This window comes from Streptomyces himalayensis subsp. himalayensis (assembly GCF_013778455.1).
In the GTDB taxonomy this organism is placed as follows: domain Bacteria; phylum Actinomycetota; class Actinomycetes; order Streptomycetales; family Streptomycetaceae; genus Streptomyces; species Streptomyces himalayensis.
In genome coordinates this window covers 90,526-102,943 of record NZ_JACEHE010000010.1, presented here as the reverse complement: position 1 = coordinate 102,943, position 12,418 = coordinate 90,526, and the positions used below count along the sequence as shown (strand labels likewise).

Sequence of the window (12,418 nt, the reverse complement as noted above, 5' to 3'; positions counted from 1 at the left end):
CCTGTTCGAGCGAAGCCGAGAACTTGGGGGAGCGACCAGCCACAACCGACCCGCAGCCGACGCACGACCCCGCTTTTCTGCGGTTCTCCCAGCGGAGCGACTACGCGCGGCCGGCCGTCTTCTGGGTCCTGCGGGTCACCGAGTCGATGACGACCGTGGCGAGAAGCACACCGCCGGTGATCATGTACTGGATCGGCGTGGCGATGCCCTCGAGGGCCAGTCCGTACTGGATCGAGGTGATCACCATGACACCGAGCAGCGCGTTCCAGGTGCGGCCGCGGCCGCCGAAGAGGCTCGTGCCGCCGATGACGGCCGCAGCGATCACGTTCATCAGCAGGTCACCGGCACCGGCGCTCTGGTTGGCCGCGGCGATCTTGGAGGCCCAGAACAGACCGCCGATGGCCGCGAAGGTGCCGGCGATGGCGAAGACGGAGATCCGCACCGCGGTGACGTTGATGCCCGCGCGGCGGGACGCCTCGACGCTGCCGCCGAGCGCGAAGACCTTCCGCCCGTACGCGGTGCGCCGCAGCACGAAGTCGGTCACGACCAGCACCGTGATGAACAGCACCAGCGCCAGAGGCAGGCCCTTGTACTGGTTGAACATGGCGGCGGCGGCGAAGCCGACGACCGCGAGGACCGCCGTGCGCAGCACGATCTCGCTGAGCGGCCGCGACGGCACACCCGCGGCCTCGCGGCGGCGGCTGTCCAGGAAGGAGGTGACGAAGAACACCACGACCGCGAGCGTCGCGAGCCCGTAGGCCGCCGCGATGTCGGAGAAGTAGTACGTGGTGAGCTGGCCGACGACGCCTTCGGAGTCGATGTTGATCGTGCCGTTGTCGCCCAGGATCTGCAGCATGAAGCCGAGCCAGAACAGCAGGCCGGACAGGGTGACGGCGAAGGCGGGCGCGCCGACACGGGCGAAGAAGAAGCCATGGATGGCACCGATGAGGGCGCCGCCGGCGATGGCGGCGAGCACCGCCAGCCATTCGTTCACGCCGTGCGTGACACTGAGCACCGCCATGAGGGCGCCGGACACACCGCTGACGGAGCCGACCGACAGGTCGATCTCGCCGAGCAGCAGCACGAAGATGATGCCCACGGACATCATGCCGGTGGCGACCATCGCGACGGAGATGTTGCTGATGTTCTCGGCGGAGAGGAAGTTCGAGTTCAGGCTCTGGAAGATCGCACCGATGATGATCAGGCCGATGACGACGGGTATGGAGCCCAGGTCGCCGGCGCGCATCTTGCGCTTGAACTCGGTGACGTAGCCCTTGAGGCCCTGTTCGCGCACGAGCAGCCGGGGATCCACGGCGGTCACGGCGTCAGCGGCGGCCTCGGGGTTCTCCACGACGTGGTCGGTGGTGGTGCCCAGGTTCGCGGAGGTCTTGTCGATGCTCACTTCTGAGCCTCCCCATTGCGCGCCGCACGACGGGTCACGGCGTTGTCCGTGGCGCCCGTGATGGCGGAGATGATCTCTTCCTGCGAGGTCGACTTGACCTCGAAGACGCCGTTGTTGCGGCCGAGCCGGAGCACCGCCACCTTGTCGGCGACGGCCTTGACGTCGGCCATGTTGTGGCTGATGAGGATCACGGCGTGGCCGCGCTCGCGCAGCCGCTCCACCAGGTCGAGGACCTGCGCTGTCTGTTCGACGCCGAGGGCCGCGGTGGGCTCGTCGAGGATGACGAGCTTGGGCTCGCCGAGCATCGAGCGGGCGATGGCCACGGTCTGGCGCTGACCGCCGGAGAGCGAGGCGATCGGGATACGCACGCTGGGGATGCGGATCGACAGCGTCGTGAGCAGCTCGCGGGCGCGGCGCTCCATCTCGACCTCGTTGAGGACACCGCGGCGCTTGATCTCGCGGCCGAGGAAGAGATTGCCGACGACGTCGATGTTGTCGCACAGCGCGAGGTCCTGGTAGACGGTCGCGATGCCCAGGTTCTGGGCGTCGTGCGGCTTATTGATCGATACGGGACGGCCTTCCCACTCGATGGCGCCGTCATCGATGGGGTGCACGCCGGCGATCGTCTTGACCAGCGTGGACTTTCCGGCGCCGTTGTCGCCGACCAGGGCGACCACCTCACCGGCGTGGACCTCGAGCTCTACGTCGGTGAGCGCCTGAACGGCACCGAACCGCTTGGAGACCCCGCGCAACGCCAGAACAGGCGTAGCGGACACGTGAACCATCTCCTTCGCCGCCTGACCCGGCGGGAGGTTGTGCAGAAACGAAAGGGGGGTGGGCCGTCCGACGCCCCGCTGGAACAGCGGGGGTGGTGGAACCGGGGCGCCGGACGGCTTCAGTACGAGTCCTGAAGGAGCCCTCTTACGAGGCCCGTACGGGAATTCTCGGGTGAACTCCCGTATGAGCAAAGGGACTCGGAGAGGGAATCTCGGAAGGAGGACTCGGGAGTGGCCCCTGAAGGGGGGCTCAAAAGGACCTCAGACGGGCCTCAGGGCCTCAGCCGAGGAGGCCGAGCTCCTCGCAGGCGGCCTTGTACTTGGCCGTGCAGATCTCGTTGGCCGTGTAGACGCCGTCCTTGATGACGGTGTCCTTGATGTTGTCCTTGGTCAGCGAGGTGACCGCGACGAGGACCGAGGGGATGCCCTTGGTGGTCGGGCTGTCGACCGTGTCCTTGGCGATGGAGTCGAGCTTCTCGCCCTTGGCGAGCGCGACGGCCATCTCGGCGGCGGCGTCGGCCTCGGGGGCGTACGGCTTGTAGACGCTCATGTACTGCTCGCCCGCCACGATGCGCTGCACACCGGCGAGTTCGGCGTCCTGGCCGGTGACCGGCGGGAGCTTCGACACACCGGCGGCCTTCAGGGCGGTGATGATGCCGCCCGCCATGCCGTCGTTGGCGGAGTAGACGCCGACGATGTTGTTCTTGCCGAGTGCGGAGATGGCGCCCTCCATGTTGGCGTTGGCGTTCTCCGGCTTCCACTCCTTGGTGTCGTACTCCCTGCCGACCTCCACCTTGCCGTCGAGGACGGAGTGGGCGCCCTCCTTGAACTGCGCGGCGTTCGGGTCGGTGGGCGAACCGTTCATCATGACGATCTTGCCGTCCTCGGCCTTGTCGCCCAGGGCCGTGATGAGGGCCTCACCCTGGACCTTGCCGACCTGGACGTTGTCGAACGACGTGTAGGCGTCGATCGGGCCTTCGGCGAGACGGTCGTACGCGACGACGGGGATGCCCGCGTCCTTGGCCTTCTTGACCGAGCTGGCAATGCCCTTGGAGTCCACCGCGTCCAGGATGAGCACGTCCACCTTGTTGGTGATCATCGTCTCGACCTGCTGGTTCTGCGTGGTGGGGTCCTGCTTGGCGTTGGCGTAGACGACCTCTGCCTTGCCGTCGGTGAGCTCGCTGATCTTCTTCTCGATGAGCGGCTTGTCGAACTTCTCGTAACGCGCGGTCTGGTTCTCCGGAAGGAGCAGGCCTATCTTCAGCGCGTCACCCTTGTCCGAGCTGGCGGCCTTGTCGCTGCCCTCGCCGGACTCCTTGGCGCTGCCACAGGCGGCGAGCGAAACGGCCATCGCGGAAGCGGCAATGGCAACGGCGGCACGACGCATACGCGTGTTCACTTCAGAAACCTCCCTGACGTGGCCGCGTCGCTGCGGCCGAGGTGCTCGAAGTCAACTCGGCGGTAACGGTTGCCGTCAAGGAGTAAATCCTTAACGAGATGACAACGGCGCCATGCGTGAACTAAGTGAAGGCAGGAGTGGCCACGGCGAGCGAGCCGTCCAGAAGGGTCGAATCGCCCATCTCGCTCAGCGCCAGCGCAAGGGCGCCAAGCACCTCGGCCCGGCCGCCAAGGGCCCCCGGGCGTATGGAGAGTTGACGCGCGGCACTCGGGATCGCGTACCGCCGGACGGACTCCCGGATCGGGCCCAGCACCAGCTCACCGGCCTCGGCGAGATCGCCGCCGAGCACCACCCGGGACGGGTTCAAGAGGTTGCAGAGGTTGGCCACACCGCTGCCGATGTGGCGCCCGACGTCGGCGATCACGCGTCGGCAGCCCGGGTCGCCGTCGCGCGCCAGCCTGACGACGCCTTCCATGGTCAGATCCGTGCCGTGGCTGGGCTGGAGGAGCGGCAGCACATAGCGGGCGGCAGTGAAGGTCTCCAGACAGCCGCGGTTGCCGCAGCGGCAGACCGGGCCGGACTCATCCAGAGTGATATGTCCGATTTCACCCGCGGTTCCGCCGGGACCCCGGTAGATCTTCCCGTCGATCACCAGGCCGGCGCCCACACCGCTCGAGACCTTGATGTACGCGAGATCCTTCACGCCGCGCCCGCTGCCCCAGACCAACTCGCCGAGCGCACCCAGGTTGGCGTCGTTGTCGACGTGAACCGGGACGCCGAGCCGCCCGCGCAACTCCTCGGCGGGTCTGGTGCCGGTCCAGCCCGGCAGGATGGCCGTCGACCCGAGGGTCCCCGACTCCACGTCGATCGGTCCCGGCACGCCGAGTCCCACGCCCGCGATCTTGGACCGGTCGACCCCCGTGGCCACGATCAGGCGACTGACCAGCTCTTCCGCCCGGTCGAAGCCCTGCGCGGCGGAGGCGTCCACGTCCAGCGGCTCGGACTCCTCGGCCAGCACCTGATGGGCGAGGTTCCCGATCGCGACGCGCAGGTGCGTATGCCCGAAGTCGACGCCGATGACGATTCCGGCGTCACCGCTCAAAGACACGCTGCGCGCCCGCCGCCCGCCCGCCGAGGTGGGCGTGACCTCGACGGTTCCGCCCTCCTTGAGCTCCCGCACGATGTTGGAGACCGTCGCTGCGGACAGGCCCGTCGTCCTTGCGATCTCGGCCTGCGTGAGCGACCCGGCCAGCCGCACGGCACGTACGACCCGCTCGAGATTGGCCCGGTGCAGCGACGACTGCGACCCCGGAGTCTCCATCGACCCATCCACTCCTGCCCTAGGACGGGCAGCGATGCCGCCCGAGGGCCCGGTTCACGGCAGCTGTGAACGAGGCCACGTACAAGTTGTGAACTCCAAGCTGTGCTGAACCGGTTACCGCAGTCAAGACCTTGACAGAAATCGCTTCCCAAGCGCGACCGTCTTGGGGCAGGCCGAGGCCCCGGCCTCCGGGCTTCCCTGGAGGCCGGGGTTGTCGGGGACGGTCGCCTGGGGCTACTTCAGGGCGCCTGCCGTCAGACCGGCCACGACCTGCCGCTGGAAGACGATGTACGCGGCAAGCACCGGCAACATGGCCATGACCAGCCCGGCGAAGAGACCGGACCAGTCGCCCTTGTAGCCCTGGCTCACGGCGAGCTGTACAAGGCCCTGGGTGAGTACCTTGTCCTCCTGCTCTGTGTTGAGCACCGTCGGCAGCATGTACTGGTTCCACTGCCCCAGGAAGTTGAAGATGGTGATGCTGATCAGGCCCGGCTTGGCCATCGGAAGCATCACCTGGAAGAAGGTCCTGGTGTGCGAGGCACCGTCCACGAAGGCCGCTTCGGCCACCGAAGTCGGCAGCGTACGGAAGAAGGCCGTCATGAAGAACACGGTGAACGGCAGCGAGTACGCGATATAGACCAGGATCAGGCCGGGCAGCGTGTTCAGCAGCGAGATGTTCTGCATCACGTAGAACAGCGGCACCAGCGCCAGAATGATCGGAAAGCTCATCCCTCCGATGAAGAGGAAGTAGATGAAGCGGTTTCCGGGGAACTCGAAGCGCGCGAGCACGTACGCCGCCATCGAGCCGAGCAGCATGGTGCCGAGGAGCGAGCAGCCCACCACGATCACCGTGTTGAGGAAGTAGTCGCTCATGTGCGCCTCGGTCCAGGCGCGCGACCAGTTGTCGAAATGCAGCGTTTCCGGCAGCGCCCACGGCGAGGTGAAGATGGACTTGTCGTCCTTGAAGGAGGTCATCACCGCCCATAGCAGCGGCATTACGACCATGAAGGCCCACAGGACGAGCATGCCGTGCGAGAAGACGTTGAGGGTCCTGCCCTCGGTCGCCTTGCGCGAAGGGCCCCCGGCGATGTCCACCTTCGCGACGGCGGGCCGCTCTTCGGCGGTGTCAGCGGGAGGGGTCTCAGTCGTCTTCATCAGTACTCCAGCCGCTCGCGCCGGCCGAGCCGCATCACGACAGCCACGAACAGCAGCGTCACGATGAGCAGGGCCACACCGATCGTCGTTGCATAGGCGGCCTGACCATCTCGGAACGCCTTCTGGTACACGTACAGCGGCAGCACGGTCGTCGAGTAGTCGGGGCCACCGCCGTTCGGCCCCACGGTCATGATCTGCACGACCGCGAAGCACTCGGCGCCGAGCGCCAGGATGCCCATATAGGCCCAGCCGGACTGCACGGTGTCCCAGAGCAGCGGCAGGGTGATCTTGAAAAAGGTGGTGAATCGGTTCGCGCCGTCGAGCAGCGCGGCCTCGTAGTAGTCCTTGGGGATGGACGCCATTCCGGCGGAGAAGAGCACCACGAAGAATCCGACGGTGCACCACACCAGGACCGCGAAGACGCACCACAGGGCGAGGTCGGGGTCGCCGAGCCAGTCGGGCTGCACGCTGTCAAGGCCGACTGCCTTCAGCCCGGAGTTGAGCGCGCCGCTGTTCGGGTTGTACGCGAACTGGAACAGCAGGGCGACGATGGCGATCGACAGTACCTGCGGGAAGAAATAGACGATCTTGTAGAAGGAAGAGCCCCGAACCCCCGCGATCGCCGCGTTCTTCCGGCGCCGCCCCCCGACATTGAGCATGAAGGCGAAGAACAGCGCCAGCGTGAGCGTCGCCAGCGGCAGCAGCACCACGAACATCACGCTGTGCTGAAGGGACTTCCAGAAGACCTCGTCGTCGAGCAGCCTCGTGAAGTTCTTGAAGCCCACCATCTTGAACTCGGGGCTCAGACCGCTCCAGTCCGTGAACGAATAGAAGATGGACTGGATGAAGGGCCAGATGACGAAGAGGCCGTAAATGGCCAAGGGGACCGTCAAGAACCCCACAATGAAACGGTATTTGCCGTGCTGCATTCTTACCGACCCCGATCTCCTTGCGCCTGCCGCCGCCCGCACCTCACAGCGAGAGCCGGGGACCCGGCCGTTCGGTCCGGGTCCCCGGCTGCGCTCACTGGTGCTTGTAGTGCTTGATGGAGTCGTCCTTGGCCGCCTCGTCGGCGTACCCCTGGATCTTCTTGATGGCCTCAGCCGGGGTGAGCCGGCCGGCCATCATCTCGCCCAGGCCGCCAACGCCGATCTTCTCCTTCTGCAACGCCACGTACCAGTCCTGGAGGCGCGGGTTGACGACGTTCTCACCGGCCTTCTCCAGGGCCGCGACACCTGACTTGAGGCCGGGCGTCAGCTCGATGCCGTCGGTGCCGCCGTTGAACGCGGTCAGCGACTTCACGGACTTGGTGAAGTTCTTCGACGAGGCCTCGCTGAGCATGATGCGCAGCTGCTCCATGCCGCCGTCGCGGTTCTTGGCCTTGGCCGGGACGATGAAGGGCTCGCCGCCGGACGCCCACATGGTGCCGAAGGGCATCTTGTCGGAGCTGTCGATGCCGGACGGCGCGGACACCGCGAGGTCGAAGTCGGCAGGCATGGTCTTCGCCGCCTCGTTCTCCACCCACGAGCCGTTCGGGATGAAGAGCGCCTTGCCCTCGGTCCAGGCCGTCTGAGACTGGATGTGGTCCAGGCCCGGGGTGCCCTTGAGGACGTAGCCCTTCTTGTAGAGCTCGTAGTACGCCTCGAAGCAGGTCTTGACCGCGGGGTGCTTCCAGGCGTTCGGCTCCAGGTTGTCGATGGCGTCGAGGACCTCACGGCCGCCGACCTTGGCGATCATCGGATAGAGGGAGAAGGGGATGTAGTACGGGTGCTTGCCCGCGTACGTCCACCCCGCGATGCCCTTCTTCTTGGCCTTCTCGCACACCGCGAGCATGTCGTCCCAGGTCTCCGGGTAGGCGGCGTCGAGCGAGTCCAGCGCCTTCTGTGAGTACCACACGCCGTAGACGGTGTACGCGTAGTACATGACCCAGACCGGGTCGCCGTCGAACTGGCCCATCTCGACGATGCCGGGGCGCAGCGTGTCGCGGACCTTCTTGTTCGGGTCGTCGATGGACGGCGCGTCCAGCAGCGGTGTGAGGTCGGCGAGCTGCTTCTTGCCGACGAGGACGCCCATGTCCATCTGCTCGGCGCCGGAGTTGTCGATGAGGTCCGGCGGGTTGCCCCCGTTGAAGCGCGGCTGGAGCACCGACTGGATCTTCTGGGTGGAGGAGAAGTCCACCTTGGCCTTGGGGAACTTCTTCTCGTACTCCTTGACCGCGTCCTCGGCGTACTGCGTGCCGAAACCGCCGTCGAACAGCACGAACTCCATCTGCGCCGTCTCGTTGACGCCGAGCGGGTTCTCCTCGGTCTTCTTACCCTTGTCGACCTGGTCGTCGCTGCCGCCGTCACCCCCACTGGCACACGCGGACAGGAAGCTCATCGTCGGAACGGCGATCAGCCCGACCGCGGCCGACCGCTTGATCAGATCGCGGCGCCCGACGCCCTCGCCGTTGTTCGGAGCGGAAGTAGATCCCATTAGATGTGTTGGCGTGGGTTCCTTGGCCTGGCTCTCGGAACGTTGCTGAGACATCAGCAAGTGTTCTCCGGGCCGGAAGGTGAAACGCCGTCGCTTCTCGCGCTCATCATGTCCGCGGCGACGTCCCTGCTCACGCCGTCTCCTTCCTCATGGTGTAGCCGTACCCGTCTGCCCTCTGGAGGCGGCGGATGTGGCGGCGGTGGATATCTGTGACAGGTCCGGCAGCGGTGCTGATGTTGAAGTTGCCGGTCTTGCGAATCGCGACGCGGCCGATGTGCGTTCCGGCCTTCTTGCCCGTTGGTACGACGGCGCGGACCAGGTCACCGGTCTGGTAGCCGAAAAAGGTCTTCTGGCGGGGCAGGCGCAGGCGGGGGAAACCGTACTTGTCGGTGCGGGTGCGGGCGTAGCTACCACGTCCGGTGGCTTTGGCGACAAGAACGGTGTCGGGGTGTCGGACGATGCGCGTACCGGTTGGGATGTCACCGACGGCCAATGCGTCCAGGGTGTGGGTCTTGGCCAGGTGCTGGGTGTGGCGGTTGTACTTGGTGCGGCCCCCGGACCAGGCCGAGACGTGCAAGCCGACCTTGTTGAGCCGGCTCCAGAGTCGCCAGCGGGTGGCGTTCATCGCTGCCGAGTCCCTGAGCGGGGTTTTCGCCTGCCGCTGAATCCTCGCCAAAACGGAGGGGCGCTCGGCCAGGAAGATCTCGATCGGCTTGGCGGCCTTGGCCTGGTTGCACGGCTGACAGGCGAGGGTGAGGTTGGCGATGCGGTCGGAACCGCCATCGGCCTTGGGCTGGATGTGCTCGACCTGCAGGGGAGCCCCTTGCGCACCGCAGTAGGCGCAGGCTCTTCCCCACTTCTCCAGCAGGTACTGCCGTACCTCGTACCCTGCCAGTGTCCCCTGTAGATATTCGACCCCGTCCAGCGACTCCTTGCCCAGGCCGAGGGCGTGGCTGTCGAACGACGACCGTTCTACGTGCACGGCGGCCACAGGCGCCCAGCGGCGCAGCCTCTCCACCCATGACATCGTGGTGTCCACCCGGTGCTGCAACGACGGCGCCAGCCAACCCCTTGGGCGGGTACGGTTGTTGAAGCGGGGAGCGCGGTAGCGCAGATGCGCGACTCGGCGGCGTCTTCGGTAGTTCGAGCGCTGCTCCAGCTTGGCCTTGATCTGCGCGCCCCGGTGGCGCAGCTCAACTGCGAAAAGGCCGCGTCGGCTGGTGACGACCTCGCCAGTGACGGTGTCCACCGTGGTGAGGTCATCGGTGACCGCGATGCCGGTGCCTTTGGAGCCCGGGTCGATCCGTACCTCTACCCCGTCTACCTCGGACTCCTCGACGAGACGGTCCTTCAGACGGATCACGAACGGCGTATGCCGTACCACGGCCGCCCGACCCTTGGCCAGCAGAATGCGAGCACGCGCGGGGTGGCAGGGCGTCAACGGCACGCCGCGCCGGTCGAGCACGAACACCCGGCTACATCCCGCCCCCGGCCCCACGGCTTGGGCCTCGGCAGAGTCGGCGCCCGCATTGATGGTGACCGTGCGATTCAGTTGGTGGGCCTCACGGCCCAGTACTGCCTCCCCGAACGAATCCAGGTCGGTGTGACGCGCAGCGGGCCGGGTGCAGGCCCGCTGCATCTCCCCTCGCCCCTGTTCGACACCCGTGCCCGACCGCACAGCAGCGGCCGAGAGCCCGTGGCCCGTTTCGTCCCTGCTCCCAGGGTTGTCTGCGGCCACAGGTTCCAGAGCCCGCCGCTGAGGAAGCACGGCGGGGTGGGTCTGCTCACGTGAATCGAACGAAGTCATCGAAGGCACCTCCTTCAGAACGTGTCGTGATGACTGGGCTGGACACTCATGGGCCCGCCCGCCCAAGGCAGACGAGCCCCGGCCTTCAGGCCGGGGAGCGAGTGACGCTCAAGTCCTCGCCTTTTCCAATGTTCACGTGGTGACCCGAAGCCTCCCCTCCACGGTCATGTGAAGCCGGGCCTGCACGGGGTGCATCAAACACAGGTGGAACACACGGCAGCTGCTGCAACCTGACACCGCCTCCCCCTGGGCCCGGCCATCCGCAGTTGGTCGAACCTCCACGCTGACGCCGATAGGTATAGTCCACTCCTTGATACAGTGGCAAGATCCAATGCAGGCCTGATCGGTAGTTTTCCTAGTTGAGACGTCGCGGATATCTGAACCGTCTCTGCGTTCACGGATCAGCCATGCAGCCATCCGATATGGCCGAACTGGGCACTGGCCCCCTCCTGTGTCCGCCGTGCGGCCGACGGCGCTCATCCTGCCCCGCCCGGCTCGCGGCGTTCGCCGCTGCCACGCCCGCGTGCAGCCGCTCGGCGGGTGTGGCCGCTCGCACCCGCCCAGGGTCAGCGTCCCACTCCCGGCCACCGCCGAGCGGCCGGAGTCGGAGGTACGGGCCCTCGGCCCCCATGACCTCGCCGACGCGGGCGGTCCGTTCGTCGACCACGACGGCGCCGAGCGGTGGCACGCCTTTCTCCGATGCGTGACTCATCGCGCCGCCTCCCTCAGTACGAGGGTGAGACGGCGGGCCGTCTCCAGGTTGCAGCGGCCCAGCTCGACCAGCGGGCGGGGCGTCGCACTGAACCCGCATGACGGTAGATCGATGCGGAGGGAGGGCAGTGTGATGCCGCAAGCGGCGAGGGACTCGTTCAGCTCCCGTACGGCGTTGGCCGCTTCGGAGAGCGGATCTGCGGTCGGCATGTGGGTGCCCTTCCATGAACGAAGCCTGCGGTAACTGAATGCACTCACAGGGTGACCATGCGGCCGCTACATTCGGGAGGCGAATCACCCCAGCAAACGCTTTGCGCGAAGGAGGCGTTGGTGATGAACCAGACCAAGGGCACCGACCCGTACGCCGATCCGAGGGCCTTTTACGGCTCGGAACTGCGGCGGTTACGCGAAACTGCGGGATTCTCGCAGGAGCAGCTCGGCGAGCGCGTCTTCTGCTCGGGTACGTATGTCGGACAGTTCGAGACCGCGACGAGACGGCCTCAGCTGGAAGTGTCGAAGCTGCTCGACGAGGTGCTGGACAGCGGCGAGCACCTCCAGCGGCTGTGCCGCCTCGCCCGCAAATCGAAAGTTGCGGAGTACTTCGCGGATGCGGCGGAGTTGGAGAAGCTGGCGCAGACGATCTGCGAGTACGCGCCCGTATTGGTGCCCGGCCTGCTGCAAACGAGGTCGTACGCGCGGGCCATCACGCGGGCTGCGATGCGGTTCTCACCCGACGAGGCCGTAGAAGAGATCGTCACAGCCCGTATGGAACGTCAGGGCATCCTCAATGCCCCAACAGCGCCCGTGTTGTGGGAGATCATCCACGAGGCGGTGCTTCAGGCACCGATCGGCGGGCCAGAGGTGATGCACCAGCAACTGCTGCGCATCGCCGAGCTGGCGTCGCGGCCGCGCGTGGTGGTGCAGGTGCTGCCCTTCAGTGCCATGAACGAGGCATTCATGGACAGCATGACCTCCATCATGGCCTTCGACGACGCGCCCACCGTCGCCTACACGGAGGGCGCGGGCAGCGGACAACTCATCGAGGAACCGGCCTTGGTAGGGCAGATCTTGAGGTCATACGATCTGGTCAGGGCAGCCGCACTGTCACCAGCGGCGTCCCTGGCCCTGATCCAGTCGGTGGCGGAGGACTACAGGACCCCATGAGCAGCACACGCGATCTGAGCAGCGCCAGGTGGCGCAAGTCGTCCTACAGCGACGGAACCGGCGGCAACTGCATCGAGATAGCCGACAACTACCCCGGCATCCTGCCCGTCCGCGACAGCAAGACCCCGGAGGGACCCGCCCTCGTCTTCCCGGTCCGCGGCTGGGCCGCGTTCGTGGGCGCCGTGAAAGACGGGTCCCTGTAGAGCGA

Annotated in this window: 11 protein-coding genes; 2 read left to right on the top strand and 9 right to left on the bottom strand. The window is 66.5% G+C overall.

Annotation, left to right across the window (positions count from 1 at the left end; genetic code table 11):
• Positions 1 to 100: 100 nt before the first annotated feature.
• The 9 genes from H1D24_RS18050 to H1D24_RS18010 all read right to left on the bottom strand — a co-directional run bounded on the left by H1D24_RS18050 (position 101) and on the right by H1D24_RS18010 (position 11,256).
• Entirely contained in the window at positions 101 to 1,402 is a 1,302-nt protein-coding gene (locus H1D24_RS18050) for a sugar ABC transporter permease (RefSeq protein ID WP_181658628.1), read from the bottom strand.
• Entirely contained in the window at positions 1,399 to 2,187 is a 789-nt protein-coding gene (locus H1D24_RS18045; protein WP_181658627.1) for an ATP-binding cassette domain-containing protein, read from the bottom strand. Before H1D24_RS18045 ends, H1D24_RS18050 begins: the two co-directional genes overlap by 4 nt.
• A gap of 271 nt (positions 2,188 to 2,458) precedes the next feature.
• Positions 2,459 to 3,565 (bottom strand): ABC transporter substrate-binding protein, encoded by a 1,107-nt coding sequence (locus tag H1D24_RS18040; RefSeq protein WP_181658750.1) that lies wholly within the window; start codon positions 3,563 to 3,565, stop codon positions 2,459 to 2,461.
• A gap of 133 nt (positions 3,566 to 3,698) precedes the next feature.
• Positions 3,699 to 4,898: an ROK family transcriptional regulator gene (locus tag H1D24_RS18035; protein WP_181658626.1), complete on the bottom strand. Its 1,200-nt coding sequence runs from the start codon at positions 4,896 to 4,898 to the stop codon at positions 3,699 to 3,701.
• Positions 4,899 to 5,132: 234 nt separating this feature from the next.
• Positions 5,133 to 6,053: a carbohydrate ABC transporter permease gene (locus tag H1D24_RS18030; protein WP_181658625.1), complete on the bottom strand. Its 921-nt coding sequence runs from the start codon at positions 6,051 to 6,053 to the stop codon at positions 5,133 to 5,135.
• On the bottom strand, positions 6,053 to 6,982 hold the full coding sequence (locus tag H1D24_RS18025; RefSeq protein WP_181658624.1) for a carbohydrate ABC transporter permease: 930 nt from the start codon (positions 6,980 to 6,982) through the stop codon (positions 6,053 to 6,055). Before H1D24_RS18025 ends, H1D24_RS18030 begins: the two co-directional genes overlap by 1 nt.
• A gap of 94 nt (positions 6,983 to 7,076) precedes the next feature.
• A complete protein-coding gene (gene ngcE / locus H1D24_RS18020; RefSeq protein WP_181658623.1) occupies positions 7,077 to 8,528 on the bottom strand; it encodes an N-acetylglucosamine/diacetylchitobiose ABC transporter substrate-binding protein in 1,452 nt (483 codons plus the stop codon).
• Positions 8,529 to 8,658: 130 nt separating this feature from the next.
• Entirely contained in the window at positions 8,659 to 10,335 is a 1,677-nt protein-coding gene (gene iscB, locus H1D24_RS18015; protein WP_181658622.1) for an RNA-guided endonuclease IscB, read from the bottom strand.
• Between the two features lie 708 nt (positions 10,336 to 11,043).
• Entirely contained in the window at positions 11,044 to 11,256 is a 213-nt protein-coding gene (locus H1D24_RS18010; RefSeq protein WP_181658621.1) for a hypothetical protein, read from the bottom strand.
• A gap of 57 nt (positions 11,257 to 11,313) precedes the next feature.
• Here H1D24_RS18010 and H1D24_RS18005 point away from each other — a divergent pair, with 57 nt between their 5' ends.
• Positions 11,314 to 12,210 (top strand): helix-turn-helix domain-containing protein, encoded by an 897-nt coding sequence (locus H1D24_RS18005; protein WP_309484374.1) that lies wholly within the window; start codon positions 11,314 to 11,316, stop codon positions 12,208 to 12,210.
• On the top strand, positions 12,207 to 12,413 hold the full coding sequence (locus H1D24_RS18000; RefSeq protein WP_181658620.1) for a DUF397 domain-containing protein: 207 nt from the start codon (positions 12,207 to 12,209) through the stop codon (positions 12,411 to 12,413). Before H1D24_RS18005 ends, H1D24_RS18000 begins: the two co-directional genes overlap by 4 nt.
• Positions 12,414 to 12,418: the final 5 nt, after the last annotated feature.

What these genes read in the sequence shown, in the direction of transcription:
- H1D24_RS18000 (WP_181658620.1), top strand. Translation starts at nt 12,207, where the DNA reads ATGAGCAGCACACGCGATCTGAGCAGCGCCAGGTGGCGCAAGTCGTCC.
- H1D24_RS18010 (WP_181658621.1), bottom strand. Translation starts at nt 11,256, where the DNA reads ATGCCGACCGCAGATCCGCTCTCCGAAGCGGCCAACGCCGTACGGGAG.
- H1D24_RS18030 (WP_181658625.1), bottom strand. Translation starts at nt 6,053, where the DNA reads ATGAAGACGACTGAGACCCCTCCCGCTGACACCGCCGAAGAGCGGCCC.
- ngcE (WP_181658623.1), bottom strand. Translation starts at nt 8,528, where the DNA reads ATGGGATCTACTTCCGCTCCGAACAACGGCGAGGGCGTCGGGCGCCGC.
- iscB (WP_181658622.1), bottom strand. Translation starts at nt 10,335, where the DNA reads ATGACTTCGTTCGATTCACGTGAGCAGACCCACCCCGCCGTGCTTCCT.
- H1D24_RS18005 (WP_309484374.1), top strand. Translation starts at nt 11,314, where the DNA reads ATGCGGCCGCTACATTCGGGAGGCGAATCACCCCAGCAAACGCTTTGC.
- H1D24_RS18025 (WP_181658624.1), bottom strand. Translation starts at nt 6,982, where the DNA reads ATGCAGCACGGCAAATACCGTTTCATTGTGGGGTTCTTGACGGTCCCC.
- H1D24_RS18045 (WP_181658627.1), bottom strand. Translation starts at nt 2,187, where the DNA reads ATGGTTCACGTGTCCGCTACGCCTGTTCTGGCGTTGCGCGGGGTCTCC.
- H1D24_RS18035 (WP_181658626.1), bottom strand. Translation starts at nt 4,898, where the DNA reads ATGGAGACTCCGGGGTCGCAGTCGTCGCTGCACCGGGCCAATCTCGAG.
- H1D24_RS18040 (WP_181658750.1), bottom strand. Translation starts at nt 3,565, where the DNA reads ATGCGTCGTGCCGCCGTTGCCATTGCCGCTTCCGCGATGGCCGTTTCG.